The organism is Sphingomonas sp. R-74633 (genome assembly GCF_013416555.1).
GTDB lineage: Bacteria > Pseudomonadota > Alphaproteobacteria > Sphingomonadales > Sphingomonadaceae > Sphingomonas.
In genome coordinates this window covers 229,871-254,545 of record NZ_JACCFG010000001.1, presented here as the reverse complement: position 1 = coordinate 254,545, position 24,675 = coordinate 229,871, and the positions used below count along the sequence as shown (strand labels likewise).

Below are 24,675 nucleotides of genomic sequence, written 5' to 3'. Positions count from 1 at the left end.
TGGGTCCGGAAATAGTGGCTTCGCGGGCCTTTTGCCCGACGACCGCCCTCGCTGTATAGCCCTCACGAACATGTTAGAGACGCAGGCAGTGAATAGCGGGTGGATGGGCAAGCCGATCGTGCTGATCGGGCTGATGGGTGCGGGCAAGACCACGGTCGGCCGGCGCCTGGCGCAGCGCATGCGCCTGCCCTTTGTCGATGCCGATCACGAGATCGAGGCTGCCGCCGGGATGACCGTGGCCGACATTTTCGAGCGCTTCGGCGAGGCGCATTTCCGCGACGGCGAGCGGCGCGTGATCGCCCGGCTGGTCGATGGCGCCCCCAAGATCATCGCCACCGGCGGCGGCGCGTTCATGCATGAAGGCACGCGCGAGCTGATCCTGAGCAATTCCATCGCAGTGTGGCTCGATGCCGAGCCGGAGGTGCTCGCCGACCGCGTCCGCCGGCGCGATACGCGGCCGCTGCTGCGCGGCCGCGATCCCGAGGAAGTGCTCATCGAGCTCGCCGCGGTCCGCAATCCCTATTACGCGCTTGCGCCGATCCGGGTGCCCAGCATAGCAGCGCCGCACGACACCACCGTCGACGCGATCCTGAAGGCCCTGCACCCGTGACCATCGTCCCCGTCGCGCTTGGCGACCGCAGCTATGACGTCCGCATCGAAGCCGGGCTGCTCGCCCGCACCGGCGAGGCGCTCGCCCCGTTCGACAAAGGGCGGCGCTGGGTGATCGTGACCGACGAGAATGTGCGCCCGCACCTCGCCACACTGCAGGCAGCGATCGGCCCGAGCGAGGCGATCATCCTGCCGCCGGGCGAAGGCACCAAGAGCTGGGGGCAGCTCGAGGCGCTGCTCGACAGACTGCTCGAGCTCGGTATCGAGCGCAGCGACAACGTCATTGCGCTGGGCGGCGGGGTGATCGGCGACCTGGTCGGATTCGCAACCTCGGTGCTCAAGCGTGGCTGCAGCTTCGTCCAGATCCCCACCACCCTGCTCGCCCAGGTCGACAGCTCGGTCGGCGGCAAGACCGCGATCAACACGCGCGCCGGCAAGAACCTGGTCGGCGCCTTCCACCAGCCGAGCCTGGTGATCATCGATCCGAGCGTGCTCGATACCCTGCCCGCCCGCGACCTGCGTGCCGGTTACGCCGAAGTGGTGAAATACGGGCTGATCGACGATTTCGCCTTTTTCGAATGGTGCGAGGCCAATGCCGCCGCGCTGATGGCCGGCGATCCGGCGGCGCGCGAATATGCGATCGCCCATTCGGTCGGCGCCAAGGCGCGGATCGTCGCCGCCGACGAGCGCGAGACCACCGGCACGCGCGCATTGCTCAACCTCGGCCACACCTTTGGCCATGCGCTCGAGGCCGAGGCCGGCTTCTCCGACAAGCTGCTCCACGGCGAAGGCGTCGCCGCCGGCATGGCACTGGCGTTCGGCTTCTCGGCGGCCAAGGGCATCTGCCCCGGCCAGGATGCCGAGCGCGTCTCGGCGCACCTCGCTGCCGTCGGCCTGCCCAACGGGCTCAAGGCCGCCGGGATCAGCGCCAGCGGCGCCCGTCTGGTCGAGCATATGCTGCACGACAAGAAGATGAGCGCGGGCACCCTGCCCTTCCTGCTCGCCCGCGGGATCGGCCAGACCTATCTCGACAAGAATGTGGATCTTGCCGACGTCGCCGCCTTTCTCGACGCGCAGCCGCGCTAGAATTCGAGCTTCACCGGGCCTTCCTCGACCACGATCTTGCCTTCCTTCCGCCAGCGGTCGACCACCTCGACGATCGAGTGCTTGGCCGGGTCATATTCCTGGCCCTTGCGCCCCTTGCCCCAGGCTTCGTGCGTGGCATCGCAGCTCGCCGCATCATAGGTGAGGTGCACGGTATAGCCGCCCTCGGGCCGGATCTGCTCGATCAACTCGAGCGTCGCGCGATCGGGATTGCCATAGGTGCCGTCGCCCGACGCGATATAGTGCTTCGCGCGGACCTGCTTGATCAGCCCGGGCGTGACGTTGCGGATCGATCCGTGGTGCGGCAGCTTGAGCACGTCGACATCGAGCACCCCGCCAGCCGGCATCAGCTTGGCTTCCTCCAGCCCCTTCACGACATGGTCCCCGCGCGCATCGCCGGTGAGCACGATCTTGGTGCCGTGGAGCTCAAGCAACGCGACGATGCTCGACAGGTTGGGCACCGCGGTATCAAGCTGGGCGCCCAGCGCGGCGAGCGCGGCAGTGTCCTTCTTCTGCTGCTTCGCCTTCCACGCCGCCCACTCCTTGCGCAGATTGTCGATCCCGCTCTGGATCGGCCCGACGATGGTGATCGTCGCGTCGCCGACCTGCAGCACGCGCGGCGCCGTGGGATCGAGCGTGAGCAGCCGCTGGTCGGGCGGGTTGCGCACGATGCGCAGCGCCGCGGCGATGCTGGCCAGCTTGCTGCCCTGGCCATAGCTTTGCAGCACCAGCCGCGCGGTGTGCGACTTGGCGTCGCCGAAGGCCAGCTCGCCGCCCAGTCCGGCAAGCACCGTCGGCGCGTCGAGCGCACGTGCGGCATTGCCCTCGCCTTCGCCGAGCAGTCCGTCGAAGCTGTTATGGAGCAGCCATTTCGGCTGGTACGGGCGCGGCGCCCTGCGCTGATCGGCATCCTGGATCGCGGTGAACAGGTCGAGCACGCCGAGGATATGATCCTCGTCGATATGGCTGATCATCACCGCATCGAGGTTGAGCGGTTTCTCGGCGGGAAATTTCTTCGCCTCTTCGTCCAGCCGCTTCTTGAGCGAGCCCGCATAGACGCCCGCCGGACCGCCATCGATCAGCAGGCGCAGCGGACGTTCTCCGTTGGACCTCGGAAAGGTGAGGAACAGGCAGTCGCCGTACCGGGCGGGAAGCGCTTCGAACAACATGGTCGTGCTCCTTGTCGGTGGTTCGGGAGGCTTCGGTTGGACCGTGGCCTTCGCCCGGAGGTATTTCTCGTTCAGCGGGTTGCTGTCGGTGGTCATGGTCAGCGCGTCTGCAGCGCGCGCAGGGCATCGACCAGGCCGGCGCCCTGGAAGTGCCGCTCGCGCCCGAGATCGGTGGCGCTGCGCATGATCGTCGTCTTCACCGCCGCCGGATCGCCGACCATCTCCGGGTGGCGCGCCATCAGCAGCGCGGCGATGCCGGAGACGTGCGGCGCGGCCATGCTGGTGCCGTCGAGCCGGCCGATGCCGAGATTGGGCAGCGGCCCGTCGATCTTCTCGCCCGGCGCCACCACATCGGGCTTGGCGCGCCCGTCTCCGGTGGGTCCGCGCGAGGAAAAGAAGCTCACGCCATATTCGTGCGGCCGCTCGCGGTGCGTCGCCCCGACGGTGATCACCGAGGCGGCGTTGCCCGGGTCAGCGATCGAGATCGCCGCATAGCCGCGATAGGGATCTTTGGTCGTCAGATAAGTCTGCGCGCCCCAATTGCCCGCTGCCGCCACGACGCTGACGCCCGAGCTGACCGTCGCCTCGCACGCCATGCACACCGGGGTGCGGCCACAGGCATAATTGTCCATGTCGTGCTCCATGCCGATCGACAGGTTCACGCCGTGGATCATCATGTAGCGGTTACGGCTGTTGAGCCATCGGACATATTCCAGCGCCGCCAGGATCGCGACTTCGGTATCGGTGCTCGATTCGCCGAGCACGCGCAGATCGTAGAGCCGGATCGTCGGGCAAACGCCGCGGAAGACCCGCTCGTCATTCTCACGCCAGTCGCCGCCGAGCACGCCGGCGACATGGGTGCCGTGGCCGTTGGGCTTGTCGTCCGAACCGCGATCGAGCCGGTCGATCGGCACTTCGAGCAGCCGCGACAGCGCCTCCCAGTCATAGGGCCGCCCCTGCGTCGCGTCGTCGCGCAGCCGGTCGAGCCAATGCGTCGCCTCTTCCTCGCTCATCGCCAGCTTGTCGCGGATCAGCGCGAGCTGCGCCGCACGCGCGGCTTCGTCGAGGACGAGGTCGAACGCGGCAAGCGCGCGCATCATCGAGAAGTCGAGCGCCTTGTCGATCCGCGTCGCGAAGCCACCCGCGTCATGATCGCGAAAGGCGGGGTGCGACCCGTCTATTCCCGAATCGATCACTGCCCAGGTCACCGTGCGGCAATCGATGTCGAACACGCGCAGCGCCGCGTCGGCCTTGACCGTCTCGATCGACACGCCGAACGGCTGGACTGCCCGGTTGAGCGACACTCGCCAGATTCCGGCGGCGTCGAGCAGGTCCTGCGGCAGGCGGGGCCAGCCATAGTGAATATGCTCGCGCCATCCGGCGTAGCTGAGATCGTCGCGCGCCGCGAGCAGCGTGGCGACCAGCAGCGTCTCGCGCAACTCGGCCGAGAGCTGGGCCTGATATTGCTTGGCGAATTGCCGCAGCATCATCAGGAACGAGCCCTCGCGCATCTCCAGCATCGGCGAGGAGGCGATCAGATTGTCGAGCTCGCGCAGGCGCTGGGGAAGGTCGAGCCCGGTGAGCGGCAGTACCACATGGACGAGATCGTCGAAGCTCAGCCGCGCCGCCACCGCGCCTTCCACCGGCATGATGTGCCGCTCGCGTCCCGGCTCGGCGCGCGGCAATGCGTCGAAGAGCGCGCGCGCCAGCCGCGCCGCCGGGATCGTCTCGCGCGGCGTGAGGAGCAGGTCGATCGTGCCGTTGATATCGCTGCCGAACGCGTACCATACGTCCAGCTGGACGGCGCTTTCGGTGAGCAGGCGGGGTCCGCCGCGGCCCTCCAGCAGGATGCCACGTATCTGATCTCGTACGGCAGGATCATTCGCCATCGGTTCCGCCCCTCGCGCAGGTGTACCGGCCCGGCTTCCCGAGAAGCCGGCGCTGCACGCCAATCATCGTCGAATCATTTTCTCGCGCCCCGATGCCGCCGATACTAGGCGCCGCCGGTATCGTGTCGACTCCGAGACGATCGGAAATGGCGGCTTCGGGCGCAGGGAAACCTTGTTGTCGCCCCGCGTTGTCCGGGATTGAAGGTAGCCGCCGATGCGGCACCACCTTCGCCCACGACAGAAAAATCTGCTGCGCCAAGGATATGATGGCCTTTCCTGAGAGTCCCGCTTCATCGTTCGACAGCCTCGGCACGCTGGGCCGGCTGACCGCCGCGATCGGCACCGAATCGCCGCTTGGGCCGGTTTCCGGCTGGTCGAACGCGCTCACTGCCGCGGTGCGGATGATGCTGCCCGCGCGCGCCGAGATCGTGATGTTCTGGGGGCCGGAATTCTGTGCGCTCTACAACGATGCCTATGTGCCCACGATCGGCGACAAGCATCCCCGGGCGCTGGGACAAAGCGCCCGGATCTGGTGGGGCGAGCTGTGGGACGATCTCGGACCGCTGCTCCAGGGCGTGCGCGATACCGGCGAGACCTATTGGGCGAAGGACCGCCCCTTTTATATCGAGCGCGACGGCGGGCGCGGCGAGACAGTCTATTTCGACATCAGCTATTCGCCGGTGTTCGACGATGACGGCAGCGTCGGCGGCGTCCTGTGCATCGTCAGCGAAACCACTGCGCGCGTGCTATCCGAACGCGAGGCGATCGCCGATCGCAACCGGCTATGGACGCTGGCGCGCGACCCTTTCCTGATCGCCGACAATCAGGGCGTGTGGCGCAACGTAAGCCCCGCCTGGACCGAGATTCTCGGCTGGAGCACCGAGGAGCTGGTCGGCCGCACTTCGCAATGGATGGAGCATCCCGACGACGTGCGGCGCACGCGCGAGGAGATCGACGATCTTTCCTGTGGCGCGCCGACGATGCGCTTCGAGAACCGATTCCGCGGCAAGGATGGCGAATATCGCTGGTTCAGCTGGACCGCGGTGCCCGAGGGCGAGATGCTCTACTGCGTCGCCCGCGACATCACTACCGAGCGCGATGCTTCCGAAGCGCTCCGCGCCGCCGAGGAAGCGCTGCGCCAGTCGCAGAAGATGGAGACGGTGGGCCAGCTGACCGGCGGGGTGGCGCATGACTTCAACAATCTGCTCCAGATCGTCACCGGCAATCTCGACATCCTGCAGCGCAACCTGCCGGCGGATTCGCCCCGCCTGATCCGCGCCGCCGGTGCCGCGATGAACGGGGCGCAACGCGCCGCGGTGCTAACCCAGCGCCTGCTCGCCTTCGCGCGCCGCCAGCCGCTGGCCCCCGAGCGGATCGATCCCAACCGGCTGATCGCCGGCATGTCCGACCTGCTCCACCGCAGCCTTGGCGAGACGGTGGAGACCGAGATTGTGCAGGGCGCGCGCATCTGGCCGGTCGAGGTCGACGCCAACCAGCTCGAGAATGCGCTGCTCAACCTCGCGATCAACGCGCGCGATGCGATGCCGCAGGGCGGCAAGCTGACGGTCGAGACCGCCAATACGCACCTCGACAGCCATTACACCGCGCGCGACGCCGAAGTGCGGCCCGGCCAATATGTGCTGATCAGCATCTCCGACACCGGCACGGGCATGGACGCGGACACGGCCGCCCGCGCTTTCGAGCCCTTCTTCACCACCAAGGAAGTCGGCCGCGGCACGGGTCTCGGCCTGTCGATGGTCTATGGCTTCATCAAGCAGTCCGGCGGGCATGTGCGCATCTATTCGGAGCGCGGGCACGGCACGACGGTGAAGATCTATTTGCCCCGCTTCTTCGGCGAGGCGGCCGAGGTGCAGCCGCATATCGCGAACGACGTGGTGCCGCAGGGCAGCCAGGAAGAGACGATCCTGGTGTGCGAGGACGACGAGAATGTCCGTGCCTACACCGTCGAAGTGCTGCGTGAGCTTGGCTACCGGGTGATCGAGGCGGGCGACGGCCCCGCCGCGCTGGCGGCGATCGAGGCCGAGCCCGGGCGGATCGACCTGCTGTTCACCGATGTCGTGTTGCCGCGCGGGATGACCGGCGCGGTGCTCGCCGCCGAAGCGCAGGCGAAGCTGCCGGAGCTCAAGGTGCTGTTCACCACCGGCTATGCGCGCAATGCGATCGTCCATCACGGGCGGCTCGATCCCGGCGTCCAGCTGTTGCCCAAGCCGTTTACCTATACCGACCTGGCGGCGAAGGTGCGCGACGTGCTGGACGGCTGATGCGTCAGTTGCCGTTCACCCGCGATCGGCTTAGCACGCCGCCATGCGCATCCTTGCTCCCCTTGCCGCCGCGATGCTGATCGCCGCCCCCGCCGCCGCCCAGAACGGCAAGCCCGCCCCGATCCTGACCACGCCCGAGGCGAAGGACGTCTGGACCCATGCCGAACCGCAGGTGGCGCGCGTCACGCATGTCGACCTGAACCTCGACGTTGATTTCGCAAGCAAGACGCTCTCGGGCGTCGCGACGCTCGACGTGCTGGCGGCCAAGGGTGCGACGAAAATCGTGCTCGATGTCGATGACCTCATCATCGATTCCGTCACCTGCCCCAAGGGCAAGCCGCTGCCCTTCACCATCGGCGCGCGTGAGACCGAGATCGGCCTCGGCTCGGCGCTGAGCGTGCAGCTCGAGGGCAACACGCAGATCCTGGTCCGCTACAAGACCAGGCCCGGTGCCTCGGCGCTCCAGTGGCTCGCGCCCGAGCTGACCGCGGGTAAGAAGATCCCGTATCTGTTCAGCCAGGGCCAGCCGATCAACAACCGCAGCTGGATCCCCACGCAGGACAGCCCCGGCATCCGCCAGACCTGGTCCGCCACGCTCACCGTGCCCGACGGCTTCGTCGCGGTGATGAGCGGCGAGCGGCTCGACGGCGACAAGGGCGAGCTGGTGCCCCACCAGAAGCGCAAGTTCCGCTTCAAGATGGACAAGCCGGTGCCGCCGTACCTGATCGCGATGGCGGTGGGCGACCTCGCCTTCAAGGCGACCGGCCCGCGCTCGGGCGTATGGGCCGAGCCGAGCCAGCTCGATGCCGCCGCCTATGAGGTCGGCGATGTCGAGAAGATGATCGACGCGGCGCAGGCGCTCTATGGCCCCTATCGCTGGGGTCGCTACGACATGCTCGTCCTGCCGCCGAGCTTCCCGTACGGCGGCATGGAGAACCCGACCCTCACCTTCCTGACCCCGACGATCATCACGGGCGACCGCTCGAACACCGATGTCGTCGCGCATGAACTGGCGCATAGCTGGTCGGGCAATCTCGTGACCAATGCGACCTGGTCGGATTCGTGGCTCAACGAGGGCTTCACCACCTATTTCGAGAACCGGATCATGGAGGCGGTCTACGGCAAGGAGCGCGCCGCCATGTATGCCGATCTCGATTGGGACGGCCTCGTGCGCGACATCAAGGACGCCGGCGGCAATGATGCGCCGACCACGCGCCTTCACGGCGATCCCGGCGCGACCTTCGGCCAGCTCGACTATTTCAAAGGCTCGACCTTCCTGCGCACGATCGAGGCGGCAGTCGGGCGGGCGAAGTGGGACGCATATCTGCGTTCCTATTTCGATCGTCACGCCTTCCAGCCGCAGACCACCGCCGGCTTCCTCGCCGACCTGCGCGCGAACCTGATCAAGGGCGACGCCGCGCTCGAAGCGAAGCTGGAGCTCGATCGCTGGGCCTATATGGCCGGCCTCCCGGACAATGCCGTCCATGTGCAGTCGCAGACGCTCGCCGCCGTCGACGCGAAGCTCGCCGCCTTCAACGCCGGCGGCCCGGCAAGCGCAGTGCAGCCGACCGGCTGGGCGACGCAGCAATGGCTGCGCTTCCTGGTCGGCCTGCCCCGCCAGCAGACCCCGGCGCGCCTGAAGGAACTCGACGAGACGCTCGGCCTCTCGGCATCGAACAACGCCTATGTCCGCTCCGCCTGGGCCGAGCTGGCGATCGCCAACCGCTACGAGCCCGCGCTGCCGTCGATCGAAGCGTTCGTGAAGCGCGTCGGCCGGGGCCTGCTGATCTATCCGATCTACAAGGACCTGATGGCCCAGGGCGACTGGGGCAAGCCGATCGCGCTGCGCTTCTACGAGAGCGCCAAGGCGGGGTACCACCCGAACGCAGCGGCGGGCGTGGCGAAGATCGTCGGCGCGACCGACTGATCAGCGCGCGGACGTCGCTCCCTGATAGGCTTGGCGGAACAGCTGCAGGTCATTCGGATCGACGTCCGACACCGCCCAATATTCGAGCCCACCATTGGTCCAGCGCACCAGGCTGTAGCCCTTGTGCCGTACAGCGCTGGCGCCGGGCAGCGACAGACCGGCCGCGGGGCGCACGAACAGGTTTATCGTGTGCAGCGCGCGCTTGTAGACGATCGCCGCCGCAGGCTTGTCCTCGATATAGTCCATCCGCCCGCCGACCAGCGGGAAGCCCTGCGCCGCCAGCTCTGGCACCGGCGGGGCGAAGTCGATCCGGCCGTTGAACCAGGGCTTCACGACGTGCCGGTTCGACGTGGCGATATCGACGACATGGCCGGCGATCAGCGAGCGGACATGGCTTTGGACGAGTTGGTCCTCGGTATCGCTGCGGGTAAGCTGTGGCGCCGCGACGAGCAGCGCCAGGCTCGCGGCAATCGCGCCGGTCAGCGCGCCCGAGGCCCAGCGCCCGCTCGCGATATGGCCGAACAGCCCGGCCCGCGCAGGCTTGGGCACCTCGGCATCGAGCATCGCCTCGATCCGCCCACGCAATTCCGGCGAAGCCTCCGTCCGCGGGGCAGCGGCCATCAGCGCGCGCACCGCCTCGATCTCGTCGAGTTGGGCGCGGCATTCGGGACAGGTCTTCAGATGCGCTTCCAATGACACGGTATTGGCCGCGTCGAGTTCGCCATCGGCATAGGCGTGGATCAGCGCGGGCTCGGGATGCGAGGTCATGCGCGCTTCTCCGCAGCCGGCAGCAGCAGCTCGGCGAGCATCTGCCGCGCCCGCGCCAGCCGCGACATGACGGTGCCGATCGGAACCCGGGTGATGGCGGCAATCTCCTTGTAGCTCATCTCTTCCAGCTCACGCAGCACCAGCGTCTCGCGAAACGGTTCGGGCAATTGCTCGACCACGCCGCGTACCATCGCCGCTTCGCTCTTCTCCGCAAGCACGCTTTCGGGGCTCTGGTCCTCCACCGGCTCTTCGGTCAGTTCTTCGGTAGCGCGCGCCGCCCCGAGGCTGTTCAGGAAACAATTGCGCACGATCGCCAGCAGCCAGGCCTTGGGCGCTTCGCCGCGCCATGTGTCGAAGCTGCGGAACGCGCGCAGATAGGCTTCCTGCACCACGTCCTCCGCCGCGCTGGCATCGCGAGTCAGATAACGGGCGAGCGTCAGCGCGGCATCCATGTGCGGCAGCATCAGACTGCGGAAGCGCTCGGCCTTTTCCTGCGCGGCGGCGCGCTCCGCCGATGCGCGATCGGCGGAGAAAGCGAGCCTGGGTCGGAAGATGCTGACGCCCACGTATCCCCTCAGCGCGCCTTGACGATCACCTTGCCCGTCATGTGCGGGTGGAGCTGGCAGAAATAGGCGAACTCGCCGACGCGGGTGAAGGTGTAGCTGAACTTGCCGCCGGTATCCAAGGCGGGCGAGTGGAAGCTGTGATCAGTCGCGGTGACGGTGTGCGGATCCTCGTCGGCATTGGTCCAGGTCACCGTGGTGCCGACCGTGATCGTCAGCACCTGCGGAGTGAAGGCGAAGCTCTTGATTGCGACGCTCACTGCGGGCGCCGGCGCGATCGCCGCGGCAGTGACCGAGACGCCGAGCCCGAGCATCGGCAACGAGAAGGCGGCGAGGAACAGCACCCGCGCGGTGAGGCGGAAAGTCATACAGATACTCCTTGGGAAAGATCAGCCGAGCGTCTGCTCGATCAGCGCGATGGGGCTGTTGCCGCGCACGAAATTGGCGGTGCGAATGCCCAGCATTGTCGGAAGCTGCGCCGCCGGCACCGTCAGGGGTCCGGGCGACGGCGCAGCGCCGGGCGCCGGCTGCGGATAGGCAGTCGAGCGCGCCGAGTGGAAGGCGACATTGCCCTCAACCTTGTGCAGGATCTGGTGGATATGGCCGTTGAGCACGGTCACCGAACCGAAGCGGCGGAGCAGCGCCAGCGCCCGGGCGCTGTCGTCGGTGCCCCAGCCCCATTCCTCATAGACCGTCCAGAGCGGGATATGCCCCAGCACCACGACAGGCGTGCTCGCCGACAGCCCAGCCAGGTCCTTCTCCAGCCAGGCAAGCTGCTCGTCGCCCAGATGCGCCATGCCGCCCGCCTTCAGGTCCGCGACATTGTTGAGCCCGATGAAATGCACGCCTCCATGCTCGAAGCTGTACCAGCCGGTGCCCATGCTCCCCTTGCCGTGACGGGCGAGGAAATTGGCGCCGGGGGTCTCGTCGAGCCAGTCATGCTCGCCGGGCACGAAGAAGATCGGCACGTCGAGCCCGGCGAGGATCTTCGCAGCATCGTCGAACTGCTCGGGCTTGGAGAGATGGGTGATGTCGCCGGTATGGAAGATCAGGTCGGGCTTCACCGCGAGCGCCTTGATCTTCTCGACCGCCTGCATCGCGGTGGCGCGCGTATTGGGATTGGCCGCCTTGTCGAAGCCGATATGCGTGTCGCTGATCTGGAGGAAAGTGAAGGGCTTGGGCCCCTTCCCCGCCATCGCGGGCATCGCGAGCGCGCTGTCGAGATCGATCGATGAGGCGATGCCGCCGCTCATCGTGTAGAGCGCCGCGGTCCCGGCCCAGCCGGCACAGCGCGAGAGCATGCGGCGGCGGTCGAGCGGTTCGTGGTGATGGTCGTCCATGGCGGATCCTGTCCTGCGTGTTCGTCACGCACCAAGACAGGAGGAGCCGCGGGTTTATTCCCGGGCGGCAAAAAATTATTCGAAGGCGAACACCGCGGTCGGCTTCTTCACCGCGCTGTCGGTCTCCGCAAAGGCGTACTCTGCCAGCACCCGCAGCCGCTCCAGCCGAAGCGGCGCCCGATACGGATCGCCCACCAGCACCTCTATTCCAGCCGCTCGGCAGCGCGCGAGAAACGGCTCCATCCGCGCCGCCGGCTCCGGATCGTAGAACACATCCCCCGCCAGGATTAGATCGACATCCGGCACGGGTCCTTCGGTCAGGTCGCCATGCACGCCTTCGATCATCACGCCGTTCGCCGCGGCGTTCAGCGCAAGCGCCGCGATCGCATAGGGATCGACATCGGCGGCAAGCACCTTCGCCGCACCCGCCTTGGCTGCGGCGATCGCCACCAGCCCCGATCCGCAGCCCAGATCGAGCACCCGCCGTCCGCGCACGGTCTCGGGCCGGTCCACTACGAAGCGCGCGAGCGCCAGCCCGCCCAGCCAGTAATAGGCCCAATAAGGCGAGCCGAACGCGTCATCGTCCGCCGCCAGCCGGCCCAGCCCGCTCGCCGGCACCGCCTTGTGCAGCGCGATCTCCGGAATGCCGGGCACGGGCAGCACGGGCAGCCGGTCCCGGATGAACTCGGTGACGTTCAGGCCGGCCGCCGCCATGCGCCGATCGCCATGCAGATCCAGCCGGCAATCAGCGCCGCGCCGCCGATCGGCGTGACTGCGCCCAGCCAATGCGGCGCGCCAAACGCCATCAGATAGAGCGTTCCCGCGAACACCGCGCCGCCTGCCACGAACAGCCAGGGCGAAATCCGCTCGCCCATCCGCACCGCGACCAAAGTCGCGACCGCGTGGACCAGCTGATAGTGCCCGCCGGTCTTGAGCCACTCGGCCGCCTGCCCGCTCGCGCCATGCGCCGCGAACGCCCCTGCCGCCACGGCCAGCGCGCCCGAAAGCGCCGCGAGCACGGTCACGATCCTCACAATCCAATCTCCTTCAGGAAATGCGGCCCGCTCGCCACCACCATCGCGATTCCCACGGCGAGCGCCGCAAAACTCATCACCAGCACTGCGCCGGCCAGCATGTCCTTGGCGACCTTGATCGACGGATGGATGCCGGGATGGAGCAGGTCGATCACCGCTTCCATCGCCGAATTGACCAGCTCGAGCGCGAGGACAATCGCGCAGCACACCGCGACGAGCCCCCACCAGATAGGCGCCGGGCGCAGCACAAGCAGTGCGAGGATCGCCGCGCCCGCGAGCCGCGCCTGGCTGCGAAAGCTCGCCTCGCGCGCCCAGCCGGTGCGGATGCCGGCGAGCGCGAAGCCCATCCGCTCGCGGAAGGGCCGGCCCTTCATCCCGAACTCTCGAGATCGACCTCGATCGCCGCGGCGAGGCTGGCATGGGTGATCATGCCGTCGATCCCGGCGCGCAGGTCGCCGGTCTCGCGCTGCACGTCGAGCCGGGCATTGTCGCGCTTGCGATACTCGGCCTCGGTCTTGTCGATCTCCATCTGGTCGACGCCGACGGCCTGCATCGCCTGGCGCGCCATCATCACCGCGCTTTCCAGCACTTCGCGCACCACGCCGCCGATCGGCGCGCCCTTCATCTTGATTACGCTGCGCCGGTCAAAGGCACGCACGAAGATCGTCGCCTTGGGAAAGGCGTGGTGGACGGCCTCGAGGAACTCGGCGTCAATCTTGTCGCCGTCGTTGCAGAACATCACCAGCTCGGCCTCGGCAGCGCCTGCCTGGCGCAGCAGGTCGATGCGCAGGCCGTCGCCATAATAGACCTTCATGCCGAAATCGCCGGCGGTCTGGATCATCTCGACATCGGTATCGATGATGGTGACGGGAATGTCCTGCGCGAGGAGCATCTGCGCCACGGTCTGGCCGAAGCGGCCATAGCCGACCACGACCGCGTTCGAGCCTTCGTGGCGCGGCAGGTCGAGGTCCTTGGCACTCGGGGCCGGCTCGGTGCGGATCCGCTTGGTGGCCATCATCAGGAACGGCGTCGTTGCCATCGACAGCGTGACGATCGCCCCGAAGATGCTCGCCGCCTGCCCTTCGATCAGCATCGCCGACTGGGCTTGGGCGAACAGCACGAAGCCGAACTCGCCGCCCTGGCTGAGCAGCACGCCGAGCGCAAAGGCCTGTCTGCGCGGCATGCCGAACAATATCGCCAGCCCCATGATCAGCGCGGCCTTGGCCGCGATCAGCGCCAGCGCCATGCCGACCACGAAGAAAGGCCGCTCGGCGATCGCGTGAAGGTTGAGCGTCATGCCCACCGCCAGGAAGAACAGGCCGAGCAGGATCGAGCGGAACGGCTCGACATCGGCTTCCAGCTCGTGGCGATAGGGCGAGTCCGCCAGCATCACGCCCGCGATGAAGGCGCCCAGGGCAGCCGAAAGCCCGATCGCTTCCATCACCGCCGCCGCGGCAATCACGGTGAACAGCCCGGCGAAGATGAACATCTCGCGTTCGCCGAGATTGCCGATCAGCCGGAACAGCGGGCGCAGCAGATAGCGGCCGGCGAGGATCAGCCCGATGATCGCGGCCACCGTATAGATGCCGAGCAGCCAGCCGGGCGTGCCGCTCTGCGCGTGCGGGTTGCGCGAAAGCGCCGCGACGATCGTGATCAGCGGGACGATCGACAGGTCCTGGAACAGCAGGATCGCGAAAGCACGCTCCCCCAGCGGCGTGCGCAGCCGCCCCGCCGATTGCAGCATCGGCAACACCTGCGCGGTCGACGACAGCGCCAGCGGCAGGCCGAGCGCGAGCGCGGCACCGATCGAGCTGCCGGTCGCGACCCACACCATCCCGGCGATCACCACGCCGCAGATCGACACCTGGAGCAAGCCGAGCCCGAAAATATCCTTGCGCATCCGCCACAGCCGCGAGGGGCTCAGCTCCAGTCCGACGAGGAACAGCAGCAATGCGATGCCGAGCTCGGCGATGCCCATCTTGCTCTCGGCATCACCGACCAGCCCGAGCACCTGCGGCCCGACCACGGCGCCCGCGACGAGATAGCCGAGCGTCGCACCCAGCCCGAAGCGGCGGAAGATCAGGACGAAGACAAGCGCGAAGCCGAGCAGCGGCACATATTCGCCAAGCAGCGAAGCATCACTGGCGTGTTCCATCAGCCGCGCGCCTCGCTTGCGGCTTCGGCGACCGCCTCAAAGGCGAGGCGGATCGCGGCGTGACGGCCGCGGTGCTCGAGCGCGGGCGCGAACAGGTCGAGCCCCGGCCAGTCGGGCGGCGTGGCGCGATCGCCGGCGAGCCAGGCGGTGAGATCGTCGCGCGCCACGTCCAGCTCTTCCACCGATCGGCCCACCGCGTGCGCTTCCATCAGCGCCGCCGATGCCTGGCCGAGCGCGCAGGCGCGCACGACCAGCCCGAGCGCGGCGATACGGCCGGAATCATCCATGTTCACATCGACGGTGACACGGCTCCCGCAGACCGGGGAGCGCTTTTCGACGGAGGCCATCGCCCCCTCCAGCCGCGCCTCGAACGGCACGGATGCCGCGAGGCGCAGGATTTCAGTGTTGTAGAGCGGCGCGTTCATGTGCCCCCGACTTAGGGGAGCGGGCCGCGATGCGCGACCCCCTATCGGGTAGAATTCGTTTCGACCTCGGCAGCTTCATTGCCATGTGCCCCGCCGAAGACCGGTTCGCCCTTGCGGCGGCGATCGACGAAATCCGCGATGCCCGCGCTCGTCGCGTTGAGCAGCGGATAGGTGGTCGACTTGGTCATCCATTGCGGCCGGTTGGCCGGGCCGCCGCCAACCGTGTCGAACAGCAGCACGAGCAGCAGGAAGGCGATGCTGACCAGGATCAGGCCCTTCAGCGCGCCGAAGCCCAGGCCGAGCGCGCGGTCGATGGGCCCGAGGAAGCTCTCGCGGGTGCGCGATCCGATCGAGCGCGCGAGCAGCCGCCCGCCGAAATAGGTCACGCCGGTCAGCACGACAAAGGCGAGCACCGCCCCGCCCTGCGCGGTGCCGACAAGCCCGGCCAGCACCGCGGCGAGCGGGGTGTGGAACAGCTTGAGCGCCAGCACGATCAGCAACCAGGCGACCAGCGCCAGCACTTCGGTGACGAAGCCGCGCAGGAATCCCAGCACGCCGGCACCGCCGATCACGAGCAGCACGATGATGTCGAGCCCGGTCAAAGTCATTGGAACACGTCCCTCCCGGGGACTCCTATGCCTCAAGCGGCAAGGGAGCGGGAGAGGAAATCAGCCCTGGCGAGTGATGCGCAACGCCCAGCGGTCAAAGCCCAGTTCCTCGACGCGCTTCATCACCTTCTGCGCCAGTGCCGAGGGCGGCACCGCCTCGCGCGCGAGCACCCAGAGATAGCGCCCGCTCGGCTCGCCGACGATCGCCCAGTCATAGTCGTCGCCATGATCGAGCACCCAATAATCCCCGGTGTAGAGCGGGCCGAAGAACGAGACTTTGAGCTTGGCGTTGGTCACCTCGTCCGCGATGATCGCCTTGCCCTCGGAGACGCTGCGCTCGCCGTTCAGCGTACCGCTGTTGATCACGCTGACCCGCCCATCGTCGAGCAGCGCATATTCGGCGGTGACTGCGTCCAGCCCCTTCTCGAAGCGGTTCTCGTGGCGGGCGAGCTCATACCATTTGCCGAGATAGCGGGCGAGATCGACCGGCTTGGCGGGCTCGGGCACCTTCTTGTTGATCACCGGCGGGCGCGTGGCGCGCGAATAGAGGACGGCGCCGCCAATGGCGGCTGCGGCAACACCCGCGGCGATCTTGAGGGCGGTCGATTGTTTCATGTGCGTCACTTTGCTGCGTAAGTTGCGGAAATAATAGCCCCTTGCCGCCTCAACTTATCGCCCCAGCAGATGATCCACGAACTGGCCGAGCGACTTGAAGCCGGCGAGCTGCAACCCGCCCTTGTCGTTGACCTGCGCGATCGGCGCCATCGCGCGACCGAAGCCGAGCTTGGCCGCTTCCCTGCACCGAAGCGCGCCATGCGCAACGGGACGCACCTCGCCCGAAAGCGCGACTTCGCCGAACACCACCGCATCCGCCGGGATCGGCCGTTCGGACAACGCCGAGACCAAGGCCGCCGCCACCGCCAGATCCGCCGCCGGGTCCTGCACCCGGTAGCCGCCGGCGATGTTCAGATAGACTTCGCAGGTCGAGAAGCTGAGCCCGCAGCGCGCCTCGAGCACCGCGAGAATCATCGACAGCCGCGCCGAATCCCAGCCGACCACCGCGCGCCGCGGGGTGGCGCCGCTCGCCAGCCGCACGGTGAGCGCCTGCACTTCGACCAGCACCGGCCGCGTGCCTTCGAGCGCGGGGAACACCACGGTGCCGGTCACGCTCTCGTCGCGCGAAGTGAGGAACAGCGAGGACGGATTGGAGACTTCCTCCAGCCCCTCGGTCTGCATCGCGAACACGCCGATCTCGTCGGTGCCGCCGAAGCGATTCTTCACCGCGCGCAGGATGCGGTACTGGTGGCTGCGCTCGCCCTCGAAGGACAGCACGGTATCGACCATATGCTCGAGCACGCGCGGCCCGGCGATGCTGCCGTCCTTGGTGACGTGCCCGACCAGCACCACTGCGGTGCCGCGTTCCTTGGCGAAGCGGATCAGTTCGCCCGATGCGGCGCGGACCTGGCTCACCGTTCCCGGTGCGCCCTCGATCAGGTCCGAGTGCATCGTCTGGATCGAATCGATGATCAGCAGTGCCGGCGGCTCGCCCTCCCCCATCGTCGTCAGGATATCGCGTACCGAGGTTGCCGCGGCGAGCATCACCGGCGCCTTGCCCAGACCGAGCCGGCGCGCACGCAGCCGGACCTGGTCCGCCGCTTCCTCGCCCGAGACATAGGCGACTGTCAGCCCGCGCATCGCGATCTTGGCCGCCGCCTGCAGCAGCAGCGTCGACTTGCCGATGCCCGGATCGCCGCCGATCAGTGTCGCACTGCCCTCGACAAAGCCGCCGCCCAGCGCGCGATCGAGTTCGGCGATCCCGGTCGAGGTCCGGTCGGGGAGCGCGATGTCGGTGTTGAGCCCGCTCATCAAAATGGCACGCCCGCCCGACTGGAGGTTATGCCGGGCCTGGAACGGCGTCACATTCGCGCCGGCGTTCTCGACGAGCTGGTTCCACTCGCCGCAATCGCTGCATTGCCCCGCCCATTGCGAGGTGACCGAGCCGCAGGCCTGGCAGACATAACGCTTCTTGGGTTTCGCCATGCGCACGACGTAGCGCGAGAACAGGAAGGGAACAAGAGGCTAGTCAGCCGTCAGCTCCCGGCCGAGCTTCAACAGCTTGGTCCCATCCTCCTGCACGATCAGATAGGCCGGGTTCTCCGGTGATCCGTTGCGGGCGACCTTGGTGCCCTTGAAGGTCCGTTGCACACGACGCTCGAAACGCTCCTCGATCTTGCCGTGCGCCGTGTCGTCGGCCCAGGTCCAGTGAACCTTTGCGCCTTTTCGGAAGCTGTTCCTCATGGGCGGGACAATTCGTCACATGCCCACAAGGTTGCCCCATGCGCTCGCGGGCGGTATCGCGCCCGGCATGAAGCCCACCGACCTCCGCGTCGCGCTGTTCAGCGGCAACTATAATTATGTCCGCGATGGCGCGAACCAGGCGCTCAATCTGCTCGTCGGCTTTCTGCTCGAACAGGGCGCGCAGGTCCGCGTCTATTCGCCGACCACCGACACCCCTGCCTTCCCGCCGACCGGCGACCTGGTGAGCGTGCCCGCGCTTCCCGTTCCCGGCGGCCGCGACGAATACAAGTTCGCGCTCGGCCTGCCCAAGCAGATCCGCGAGGACCTCAAGGACTTCGCGCCCAACATCGTCCACGTGTCGGCGCCCGAGTTCCTCGGCCATGCTGCGGTGCGCTGGGCGCGGCGCAACCACATCGCGTCGGTCGCCTCGCTCCACACCCGCTTCGAGACCTATCCGCGCTATTACGGCGTCGGCTTCCTCGAAAAGCCGCTGATCAAGCTGCTGACGCGCTTCTACAACAGCGTCGACGCGGTGGTGACGACTGGCCCGATGCTCACCGACATGCTGCGCGGCTGGGGCGTGAAGGTGCCGATGAACATCTGGTCGCGCGGCGTGAACCATGCGCGGTTCAACCCGGGCAAGCGCAGCAGCGAATGGCGCCGTGGCCTGGGTATCCAGGACGACGAGGTGGCGGTGAGCTTCCTCGGCCGGCTGGTGCTGGAAAAGGGCCTCGACATCTTCGCCGAGGTGATCGCCGAGCTGCGCGAGCGCGGCGTGAAGCACCGCGTGCTGGTGATCGGCAAGGGGCCGGCACAGGAATGGTTCGCCGAGCGCGTGCCCGAGGCGGTGTTCGCCGGGTTCCAGGCGGGCGACGATCTCGGCCGCGCGGTCGCCTCGATGGACATCTTCTTCAATCCCTCGGTCACCGAGAGCTTCGGCAATGTCACGCTGGAGGCGATGGCCGCCGGCGTCGCGGTGGTCGCCGCGCGCGCGACGGGACCGGTCGGGCTGGTCGACGAAGGCGTCAACGGCCTGCTGGTCGAGCCCGGCAAGGGCGCTGCGCAGCGCTATGCCGACGCGATCCAGTTCTATTGCGAGAATGACGATGCCCGCCACGCCGCGGGCGAGGCGGGCCACCGCATCGCCGCGGCCTATGACTGGAACTCGATCAACCAGAAGGTGCTCGACACCTATCTGGAAGTGATGGACGCACGAGGGGCGTAACCCCCTTACTTCCAGTCGTACTTCAGCCCTTCCTCACGGAAGGCGAACCGGTCGAGGTGGCGTTCCACGGCACCCTTCAGCCCGTCGAGCTGCTCGGTCGAGCTCGCATCGATGCGGATGTCGAGCCCGGTCTCGGCAACGTTGAACGTCACCACCGCGTCCCCCGGGTAGTCCGCACCGCGCGCGTCCTTGGGGAAGACCACCGTGCCGTTCTCGGGGGTGAACTCTACCTGGAGGTTATGCTCCCAATGCTTGCAGAGCTGCTGGAGGTAGCGGCTGGCATGGTCGGTGGGCGCCAGCGTCTCGGCCGATATCGTGGTCATGGTCATAGGTTTCGTCTCCATCGGCGGCGGCACGATACCGAGCCGCCGCCGCAATAGTTCGAGCCGCGGCAAGGCTCAGAGCCGCTCGATCTTCCGCGCGGCCTCGTCGAGAATCTCGGCGACGTCGTGCAGAGTCTCGGCATCAACGCCCTCGGACGAAAGCCGGTCCTGCAATACGGCGCGAAGATTGCCCATCGCACGGCGGATCGGGCCGCCGCTGGTGCGCTCGCGCTCCTGGCCGAGCATCTGGAGCCGCTCGAACAGCGCCGCCACTTCCTCGGTCCGCTCGGCGAGATGCGCCGTGCCGGCCGCGGTGATCGCGAACTGCTTCTTGGCGCCTTCGCTCTTGCTCTCTTCGATCAGGTCCATGTCGTCGAGCATGGTCAGGGTCGGATAGACCACCCCCGGGCTCGGGGCATAGGCGCCGCCCGAACGCTCCTCGATCTCGCGGATCAGGTCATAGCCGTGGCGCGGCTGCTCCTCGATCAGCTTGAGCAGGACCAGCCGAAGCTCGGTGCCGTCGAACACGCGGCGGCGAGCGCCACGTTCTCCACGCTCCCCGCCAAAGCCGCCCCGCCCCCGGCCAAAGGCCATGAAGAAGTCGCCCCCGCCGCCAAAGCCGCCGCGGCGGCCGCCGAAATGCATGCCACGCTGGCCGCAATGATGATGTCGCATAAATACTCCTTGTACGACTCGTGATGCGCACAAGATATATCTTATACTGTTTTTTACAAGCCCTAGCGCGCCATCAACATGCTCCGCACCCCCGAACGGAACATCGGCACCCGCGCACCGAGCCGCAGTCCGGCATGGCGGACCGCCCGCGCGATCGGGCGTTCGTCGGTATAGAGCGTCACCAGGAAGTTGGTGCCGAGCCACAGCGGACGCGCGGCGGCGCGGTGCCCCTCCTCATAGGCACGGACCACTGCGTCGCTGCCCGGATCGCGCCCGCGCCGCACCGCCTCGCCGATCTCCGCCGCGAGCAGATTCTGGCCGCTCAGCCCCAGGTTGAAGCCATGCGCGGTGACCGGGTGCATCCCCACTGCCGCATCGCCGATCAGCGCCGCGCGGCGCGTGCCGAAATGCTTCGCCCAAGTGGTGACCAGCGGATAGACGTGGCGCGATCCGGCCATCTCCATTGGCCCGAGCACATTGGCCGAGCGGCGGGTGAGCTCCACGGCCAGCGCCGTGTCGCACAGCGCCGCCAGCCGATCGATCTCGCGCTCGGGCAAGGTCAGCACCACCGACGACATGCCGCCATTGAGCGGCAGCAGCGCGATCGTCTGGCCATGGCCGAACCATTCGGTGGCGATCTGGTCGTGCGGCTTGGGATGCGTCACCCGTGCGACCAGCATCGAGCGGCCGAGCCGGTTGACCTCAGCGGCGATGCCCAGTTCCTCGCGCAGCGGCGAGAAGCGCGAATCCGCCGCGACCAGCAGCCGTCCGCGTATCCGTTCACCGGTGGACAGCGCGACTTCGGCGAAGCGCCGGTCGGTGTGCGCCGACACCACGCTCGAACCGCAGGCGAGCCGCAGCCCCGGCTGCCCAGCCACGCTCTCGAACAGCGCCCGGCGGATCAGATGGTTGGGCACCAGCCAGCCCAGCGCCTCCCCCGCCGGCCCCGGCTCGAAATCGAGCGCGAAGGCCGAGCGTCCGTTGCGCACCCGCGCGGCTTTGAGCGGCGAGATCCGCCCTTCGGGAATGCGCCGCCACGCCCCCAGCCGCTCGAGAATGGCGCGCGAGCCATGCGTCAGCGCGATCTCGCGCCCGTCATAGGCGGGATCGGCCAGCGCGGCGTGCGGCTGGCGCTCGACCAGGATCGTCTCCAGTCCCATGTCATCCAGCGACCGCGCCAACGCCAGTCCCGCCGGGCCGCCGCCCACGATGATGACGTCATAGTCCATAACCCGCCTCCTTTGCGGGCATGATGCACCGGTCCGCCGCGTTGCCAATTGCGTTTGGTCAAAGCTTGGGATGCAGAAATCGTCGCGGGCGACTATCTTGGTCCGATGGCCGATCTCTTCGCTGCCCAGGAACCGTCTTTCGCCCCCGAAGCCGCGCCGCTGAACGGCCCGCTTGCCGACCGCCTGCGCCCGCAGCAGCTCGCCGATGTCGTAGGACAGGAGCACCTCACCGGCCCCGAAGGCGCGATCGGGCGGATGGTCGCGGCGGGCAAGCTCTCGTCGATCATCCTCTGGGGACCGCCGGGCACCGGCAAGACCACGATCGCGCGGCTGCTCGCCGATGCTGTAGGCCTGCGCTTCGTCGCGATCAGTGCGGTGTTCTCCGGTGTGGCCGACCTCAAAAAGGTGTTCGCCGAGGCGAAGGAATATTCCCGGCTCGACCGCAAGACCCTGCTCTTCGTCGACGAGATCCACCGCTTCAACCGTGCCCAGCAGGATGGCTTTCTCCCGTATGTCGAGGACGGCACCGTCACTTTGGTCGGCGCCACCACCGAGAACCCGTCGTTCGAACTCAACGCCGCCGTGCTTAGCCGTGCGCAGGTGCTGATCCTCCACCGGCTCGACGCCGCCGCGCTTACCCGCCTGCTCGACCGCGCCGAAGCCGCTGAGGAACGCCCCCTCCCACTCACCCCCGATGCGCGCGAGGCACTGGTCGCAAGCGCCGATGGCGATGGCCGCTTCCTGCTCAACCAGGCCGAGACTTTGTTCTCGGTAAGCTTCGAGAAGCCGCTCGATCCGGCAGCACTCGGCGACTTTCTCCAGCGCCGCGTCGCGGTCTACGACAAGGATCGCGAGGGGCACTACAACCTGATCTCCGCGCTCCATAAATCGGTGCGCGGATCGGATCCGGACGCCTCGCTCTATTATCTCGCGCGGATGCTCACCGCCGGGGAAGAGCCGCTCTACGTGCTGCGCCGGCTGGTGCGCATGGCGGTGGAGGACATCGGCCTCGCCGACCCCAACGCGCTGGTCCAGTGTCTCGCGGCCAAGGATACCTATGAGTTCCTCGGTTCACCCGAGGGCGAGCTGGCGATCGCACAGGCCTGCCTCTATCTCGCCACCGCGCCCAAATCGAACGCCGCCTACACCGCGCAGAAAGCGGCGTGGCGCTCGGCGAAGGAAACCGGCTCGCTGATGCCGCCGCAGAACATCCTCAACGCGCCGACCAGGCTGATGAAGGACATCGGCTACGGCAAGGGCTACACCTACGACCATGATGCCGAGGGCGGCTTTTCGGGCGACAATTACTGGCCCGAGGAAATGGCGCCCCAGAATTTCTACGCCCCCACCGATCGCGGGCACGAGAAGCGCATCGCCGAGCGCATCGCCTGGTGGAACGAGATGCGGGAGAAGCGCCGCGATGGATGACTGGGACGACGCCACTGCCTTCGCCCGCACCCTGCCCGAAGTGGTGATGGAAAGCTGGTGGGGCACGCCTTGCCCCAAGATCAACGGCAAGGGACTGATGTCGCCCGGCCGCGAGAAGGGCAGCTTCGGGCTGATGGTCACCAATCCCGAGAAGGAAATCCTGTTCGAGACCGACCCCGAGACCTTCTGGCAGACCGACCACTACGCCAACTACCCGATGCTCCTCGTCCGCTACGGCACCGACAGCCGCGAGCGGATCGAGCTCTACATCCAGCGCGCCTGGTGGGACCGCGCCAAGAAACCCCAGCGCATCGCCGCCGGGATGGCGGAGCGGCCCTGAACTTCACCGACTTCATTGCGATCGACTGGTCGGGCCAGGCAGTCGAGCGCCCCAAGGGCCTGGCCGTCGCCCGTGCGCAGGCCGGCACGGACGCGCCGATACTGGTCGAGCGCAACTGGTCGCGCCAGGACATTGCCGACTGGCTCGGCGCGTTGGCGGACAGCGGCACGCGGGCACTGATCGGGCTGGACCTGTCCCCTGCTTTCCCGATGGCCGACGAGGGGGCCTATTTCCCCAGCTGGAACCGCTCGCCGCCCGACGGCCCGGCGCTGTGGGCGCTGGTCGACCAGCTCTCCGCCGACGACCCGCATCTCGCCGCGACCAGCTTCGTGCAGCACTCCGAGGCGCGCCGCCACTTCCGCCAGAGAGGCGATTGCGGCGACCTGTTTCCGCCCGGTCGCGGGCGCTTCCGAGTGTGCGAACATGGCCAGGAGGCGATGCGCCTGTCCCCGTACAGTTGCTTCAACCTGGTCGGCGCCTCGCAGGTCGGCAAATCGAGCCTCACCGGGATGCGCGTGCTGCACCAGCTCCGGGGCAAGGTGCCGATCTGGCCTTTCGACCCGCTGCCCGAGACGGGACCGGTGCTCGTCGAGATCTACACCGCGCTCGCGTCGCGCACCGCAGGGATGCGCAAGGGCATCTCCAAGATACGCGACGCCGAAACGCTCGACGCGATGCTTGCGGTGCTGGGCTCACGTCCCCATTCCCCGCTCGCCCGCTATGATGACCACGCCACCGATGCGATGCTCAGCGCCGCCTGGCTACGCACCGTAGCGGACGATCCGGGGCTGTGGGCGCCAGAGGGCCTCACCCCCGAGCTCGCCTGCACCGAGGGCTGGACCTTCGGCGTGCGCTGAGCGGCACCGGTCGCAGGCCTATCCGCTTTCATCGCGCGGCGCGCGCCAGCGGAACGCGAGCGGCGCAGGGGGCGGGAAACCATAGGAAGTAACCGCGTGCAGCCCCTTTTCCTCTTTCTCTCGTCGCTCATCCTCGCACCCCAGGCAGCGCCCGCCCCGGCTCCGATATCCGAGAGCATCACGGTGCAGGATGGCATGGCGGTGATCTCGTCCGACGGGGTGACCGTCGCCAAGACCGCCTATATCCCAAAGCCCAGCCAGACCTATGTCGCGGAGAAGAGCTTCTTCACGCTCGAGGAACGGATTTTCTTCCTGCGCCGCATCTATCCGCGCGAGGCCTGGGTAGACGGCAATGTGGTGCGCCTGCGGATGACCGCGAAGCAGTTCCGCGCCCGCTCGCAGAACCCGCCCGCCTATTGACCCGGAA

At 67.6% G+C, this 24,675-nt stretch carries 28 protein-coding genes; 9 read left to right on the top strand and 19 right to left on the bottom strand.

Annotated features, from left to right (window positions below):
- The first annotated feature begins 70 nt into the window (after nt 1-70).
- Together HZY97_RS01140 and aroB are read left to right on the top strand one after the other, a co-directional pair.
- Complete coding sequence (locus tag HZY97_RS01140; protein WP_180139651.1) at nt 71-610, top strand: shikimate kinase; 540 nt, start codon at nt 71-73, stop codon at nt 608-610.
- Nucleotides 607-1,695 (top strand): 3-dehydroquinate synthase, encoded by a 1,089-nt coding sequence (gene aroB / locus HZY97_RS01135; protein ID WP_180139648.1) that lies wholly within the window; start codon nt 607-609, stop codon nt 1,693-1,695. Before HZY97_RS01140 ends, aroB begins: the two co-directional genes overlap by 4 nt.
- Here the strand turns inward: aroB and HZY97_RS01130 are convergent.
- The 3 genes from HZY97_RS01130 to HZY97_RS01120 form a co-directional block, all read right to left on the bottom strand.
- A complete protein-coding gene (locus HZY97_RS01130) occupies nt 1,692-2,882 on the bottom strand; it encodes a hypothetical protein (protein ID WP_180139645.1) in 1,191 nt (396 codons plus the stop codon). The two genes, aroB and HZY97_RS01130, sit on opposite strands and share 4 nt — an antisense overlap.
- A gap of 98 nt (nt 2,883-2,980) precedes the next feature.
- On the bottom strand, nt 2,981-4,771 hold the full coding sequence (locus tag HZY97_RS01125; protein ID WP_180139642.1) for a S8 family peptidase: 1,791 nt from the start codon (nt 4,769-4,771) through the stop codon (nt 2,981-2,983).
- Complete coding sequence (locus tag HZY97_RS01120; protein ID WP_180139639.1) at nt 4,761-5,030, bottom strand: hypothetical protein; 270 nt, start codon at nt 5,028-5,030, stop codon at nt 4,761-4,763. Before HZY97_RS01120 ends, HZY97_RS01125 begins: the two co-directional genes overlap by 11 nt.
- A gap of 4 nt (nt 5,031-5,034) precedes the next feature.
- Between HZY97_RS01120 and HZY97_RS01115 the strand changes: the two genes are divergently transcribed.
- Both HZY97_RS01115 and HZY97_RS01110 read left to right on the top strand, forming a co-directional pair.
- Entirely contained in the window at nt 5,035-7,053 is a 2,019-nt protein-coding gene (locus HZY97_RS01115; protein ID WP_257214834.1) for a PAS domain-containing sensor histidine kinase, read from the top strand.
- Between the two features lie 43 nt (nt 7,054-7,096).
- Nucleotides 7,097-8,980, top strand: a complete 1,884-nt coding sequence (locus HZY97_RS01110; RefSeq protein ID WP_180139636.1) for a M1 family metallopeptidase — start codon at nt 7,097-7,099, stop codon at nt 8,978-8,980.
- On the opposite strand, the gene HZY97_RS01105 is transcribed toward HZY97_RS01110, so the two are convergent.
- The 13 genes from HZY97_RS01105 to HZY97_RS01045 all read right to left on the bottom strand — a co-directional run bounded on the left by HZY97_RS01105 (nt 8,981) and on the right by HZY97_RS01045 (nt 18,171).
- Nucleotides 8,981-9,748: an anti-sigma factor gene (locus tag HZY97_RS01105; protein WP_180139634.1), complete on the bottom strand. Its 768-nt coding sequence runs from the start codon at nt 9,746-9,748 to the stop codon at nt 8,981-8,983.
- Complete coding sequence (locus HZY97_RS01100) at nt 9,745-10,314, bottom strand: sigma-70 family RNA polymerase sigma factor (RefSeq protein ID WP_373684251.1); 570 nt, start codon at nt 10,312-10,314, stop codon at nt 9,745-9,747. Before HZY97_RS01100 ends, HZY97_RS01105 begins: the two co-directional genes overlap by 4 nt.
- Nucleotides 10,315-10,322: 8 nt before the next feature.
- Entirely contained in the window at nt 10,323-10,679 is a 357-nt protein-coding gene (locus HZY97_RS01095) for a cupredoxin family copper-binding protein (RefSeq protein WP_180139631.1), read from the bottom strand.
- Nucleotides 10,680-10,700: 21 nt separating this feature from the next.
- The gene (locus HZY97_RS01090; protein ID WP_180139628.1) at nt 10,701-11,651 is read right to left on the bottom strand and encodes a metallophosphoesterase; all 951 of its coding nucleotides are present in this window, start codon (nt 11,649-11,651) and stop codon (nt 10,701-10,703) included.
- 75 nt (nt 11,652-11,726) lie between these two features.
- Nucleotides 11,727-12,365 (bottom strand): methyltransferase, encoded by a 639-nt coding sequence (locus HZY97_RS01085; protein ID WP_180139625.1) that lies wholly within the window; start codon nt 12,363-12,365, stop codon nt 11,727-11,729.
- Nucleotides 12,347-12,685: a DUF423 domain-containing protein gene (locus HZY97_RS01080; protein WP_180139621.1), complete on the bottom strand. Its 339-nt coding sequence runs from the start codon at nt 12,683-12,685 to the stop codon at nt 12,347-12,349. The genes HZY97_RS01085 and HZY97_RS01080 overlap by 19 nt, the downstream gene beginning before the upstream one ends.
- Nucleotides 12,682-13,059, bottom strand: a complete 378-nt coding sequence (locus HZY97_RS01075) for a diacylglycerol kinase (protein ID WP_180139617.1) — start codon at nt 13,057-13,059, stop codon at nt 12,682-12,684. The genes HZY97_RS01080 and HZY97_RS01075 overlap by 4 nt, the downstream gene beginning before the upstream one ends.
- A complete protein-coding gene (locus HZY97_RS01070) occupies nt 13,056-14,840 on the bottom strand; it encodes a monovalent cation:proton antiporter-2 (CPA2) family protein (RefSeq protein WP_180139614.1) in 1,785 nt (594 codons plus the stop codon). Before HZY97_RS01070 ends, HZY97_RS01075 begins: the two co-directional genes overlap by 4 nt.
- The gene (locus HZY97_RS01065) at nt 14,840-15,265 is read right to left on the bottom strand and encodes an iron-sulfur cluster assembly scaffold protein (RefSeq protein ID WP_180139611.1); all 426 of its coding nucleotides are present in this window, start codon (nt 15,263-15,265) and stop codon (nt 14,840-14,842) included. The genes HZY97_RS01070 and HZY97_RS01065 overlap by 1 nt, the downstream gene beginning before the upstream one ends.
- Before the next feature lie 41 nt (nt 15,266-15,306).
- Nucleotides 15,307-15,873, bottom strand: a complete 567-nt coding sequence (locus HZY97_RS01060; RefSeq protein ID WP_180139608.1) for a CvpA family protein — start codon at nt 15,871-15,873, stop codon at nt 15,307-15,309.
- Between the two features lie 60 nt (nt 15,874-15,933).
- Nucleotides 15,934-16,488, bottom strand: a complete 555-nt coding sequence (locus tag HZY97_RS01055; RefSeq protein ID WP_180139604.1) for a lipocalin family protein — start codon at nt 16,486-16,488, stop codon at nt 15,934-15,936.
- Nucleotides 16,489-16,542: 54 nt separating this feature from the next.
- The gene (gene radA, locus HZY97_RS01050; RefSeq protein WP_180139601.1) at nt 16,543-17,913 is read right to left on the bottom strand and encodes a DNA repair protein RadA; all 1,371 of its coding nucleotides are present in this window, start codon (nt 17,911-17,913) and stop codon (nt 16,543-16,545) included.
- A gap of 39 nt (nt 17,914-17,952) precedes the next feature.
- Nucleotides 17,953-18,171: a DUF2945 domain-containing protein gene (locus HZY97_RS01045; protein WP_180139598.1), complete on the bottom strand. Its 219-nt coding sequence runs from the start codon at nt 18,169-18,171 to the stop codon at nt 17,953-17,955.
- 67 nt (nt 18,172-18,238) lie between these two features.
- Here HZY97_RS01045 and HZY97_RS01040 point away from each other — a divergent pair, with 67 nt between their 5' ends.
- Complete coding sequence (locus HZY97_RS01040; RefSeq protein ID WP_180139595.1) at nt 18,239-19,396, top strand: glycosyltransferase family 1 protein; 1,158 nt, start codon at nt 18,239-18,241, stop codon at nt 19,394-19,396.
- A 5-nt stretch (nt 19,397-19,401) separates the two neighbouring features.
- Here HZY97_RS01040 and HZY97_RS01035 read toward each other — a convergent pair whose 3' ends face one another.
- The 3 genes from HZY97_RS01035 to ubiM form a co-directional block, all read right to left on the bottom strand.
- Nucleotides 19,402-19,719, bottom strand: a complete 318-nt coding sequence (locus tag HZY97_RS01035) for a DUF2218 domain-containing protein (protein WP_373684250.1) — start codon at nt 19,717-19,719, stop codon at nt 19,402-19,404.
- Between the two features lie 75 nt (nt 19,720-19,794).
- Nucleotides 19,795-20,394 carry a PadR family transcriptional regulator gene (locus HZY97_RS01030; RefSeq protein ID WP_257214833.1) on the bottom strand — a complete coding sequence of 200 codons (600 nt, stop codon included), beginning with the start codon at nt 20,392-20,394 and terminating at the stop codon, nt 19,795-19,797.
- 62 nt (nt 20,395-20,456) lie between these two features.
- Nucleotides 20,457-21,623 (bottom strand): 5-demethoxyubiquinol-8 5-hydroxylase UbiM, encoded by a 1,167-nt coding sequence (ubiM, locus tag HZY97_RS01025; protein ID WP_180139589.1) that lies wholly within the window; start codon nt 21,621-21,623, stop codon nt 20,457-20,459.
- A 105-nt stretch (nt 21,624-21,728) separates the two neighbouring features.
- Between ubiM and HZY97_RS01020 the strand changes: the two genes are divergently transcribed.
- The 4 genes from HZY97_RS01020 to HZY97_RS01005 all read left to right on the top strand — a co-directional run bounded on the left by HZY97_RS01020 (nt 21,729) and on the right by HZY97_RS01005 (nt 24,668).
- Nucleotides 21,729-23,051: a replication-associated recombination protein A gene (locus HZY97_RS01020; RefSeq protein ID WP_180141555.1), complete on the top strand. Its 1,323-nt coding sequence runs from the start codon at nt 21,729-21,731 to the stop codon at nt 23,049-23,051.
- Nucleotides 23,044-23,391 carry a hypothetical protein gene (locus HZY97_RS01015; protein WP_180139586.1) on the top strand — a complete coding sequence of 116 codons (348 nt, stop codon included), beginning with the start codon at nt 23,044-23,046 and terminating at the stop codon, nt 23,389-23,391. Before HZY97_RS01020 ends, HZY97_RS01015 begins: the two co-directional genes overlap by 8 nt.
- Nucleotides 23,334-24,248: a hypothetical protein gene (locus HZY97_RS01010; RefSeq protein WP_373684249.1), complete on the top strand. Its 915-nt coding sequence runs from the start codon at nt 23,334-23,336 to the stop codon at nt 24,246-24,248. The genes HZY97_RS01015 and HZY97_RS01010 overlap by 58 nt, the downstream gene beginning before the upstream one ends.
- 96 nt (nt 24,249-24,344) lie before the next feature.
- Complete coding sequence (locus HZY97_RS01005; protein ID WP_180139583.1) at nt 24,345-24,668, top strand: hypothetical protein; 324 nt, start codon at nt 24,345-24,347, stop codon at nt 24,666-24,668.
- Nucleotides 24,669-24,675 lie beyond the last annotated feature (7 nt).

Bases quoted from the DNA above. Each gene is read 5' to 3' on its own strand.
- HZY97_RS01115 (WP_257214834.1), top strand. From the start codon at position 5,035: ATGATGGCCTTTCCTGAGAGTCCCGCTTCATCGTTCGACAGCCTCGGC.
- HZY97_RS01035 (WP_373684250.1), bottom strand. From the start codon at position 19,719: ATGACCACGATATCGGCCGAGACGCTGGCGCCCACCGACCATGCCAGC.
- HZY97_RS01125 (WP_180139642.1), bottom strand. From the start codon at position 4,771: ATGGCGAATGATCCTGCCGTACGAGATCAGATACGTGGCATCCTGCTG.
- ubiM (WP_180139589.1), bottom strand. From the start codon at position 21,623: ATGGACTATGACGTCATCATCGTGGGCGGCGGCCCGGCGGGACTGGCG.
- radA (WP_180139601.1), bottom strand. From the start codon at position 17,913: ATGGCGAAACCCAAGAAGCGTTATGTCTGCCAGGCCTGCGGCTCGGTC.
- HZY97_RS01105 (WP_180139634.1), bottom strand. From the start codon at position 9,748: ATGACCTCGCATCCCGAGCCCGCGCTGATCCACGCCTATGCCGATGGC.
- HZY97_RS01075 (WP_180139617.1), bottom strand. From the start codon at position 13,059: ATGAAGGGCCGGCCCTTCCGCGAGCGGATGGGCTTCGCGCTCGCCGGC.
- HZY97_RS01090 (WP_180139628.1), bottom strand. From the start codon at position 11,651: ATGGACGACCATCACCACGAACCGCTCGACCGCCGCCGCATGCTCTCG.
- HZY97_RS01095 (WP_180139631.1), bottom strand. From the start codon at position 10,679: ATGACTTTCCGCCTCACCGCGCGGGTGCTGTTCCTCGCCGCCTTCTCG.
- HZY97_RS01055 (WP_180139604.1), bottom strand. From the start codon at position 16,488: ATGAAACAATCGACCGCCCTCAAGATCGCCGCGGGTGTTGCCGCAGCC.
- HZY97_RS01065 (WP_180139611.1), bottom strand. From the start codon at position 15,265: ATGAACGCGCCGCTCTACAACACTGAAATCCTGCGCCTCGCGGCATCC.
- HZY97_RS01060 (WP_180139608.1), bottom strand. From the start codon at position 15,873: ATGACTTTGACCGGGCTCGACATCATCGTGCTGCTCGTGATCGGCGGT.
- HZY97_RS01030 (WP_257214833.1), bottom strand. From the start codon at position 20,394: ATGCGACATCATCATTGCGGCCAGCGTGGCATGCATTTCGGCGGCCGC.
- HZY97_RS01085 (WP_180139625.1), bottom strand. From the start codon at position 12,365: ATGGCGGCGGCCGGCCTGAACGTCACCGAGTTCATCCGGGACCGGCTG.
- HZY97_RS01020 (WP_180141555.1), top strand. From the start codon at position 21,729: ATGGCCGATCTCTTCGCTGCCCAGGAACCGTCTTTCGCCCCCGAAGCC.
- HZY97_RS01040 (WP_180139595.1), top strand. From the start codon at position 18,239: ATGAAGCCCACCGACCTCCGCGTCGCGCTGTTCAGCGGCAACTATAAT.
- HZY97_RS01110 (WP_180139636.1), top strand. From the start codon at position 7,097: ATGCGCATCCTTGCTCCCCTTGCCGCCGCGATGCTGATCGCCGCCCCC.
- HZY97_RS01130 (WP_180139645.1), bottom strand. From the start codon at position 2,882: ATGTTGTTCGAAGCGCTTCCCGCCCGGTACGGCGACTGCCTGTTCCTC.
- HZY97_RS01015 (WP_180139586.1), top strand. From the start codon at position 23,044: ATGGATGACTGGGACGACGCCACTGCCTTCGCCCGCACCCTGCCCGAA.
- HZY97_RS01140 (WP_180139651.1), top strand. From the start codon at position 71: ATGTTAGAGACGCAGGCAGTGAATAGCGGGTGGATGGGCAAGCCGATC.
- HZY97_RS01045 (WP_180139598.1), bottom strand. From the start codon at position 18,171: ATGAGGAACAGCTTCCGAAAAGGCGCAAAGGTTCACTGGACCTGGGCC.
- HZY97_RS01070 (WP_180139614.1), bottom strand. From the start codon at position 14,840: ATGGAACACGCCAGTGATGCTTCGCTGCTTGGCGAATATGTGCCGCTG.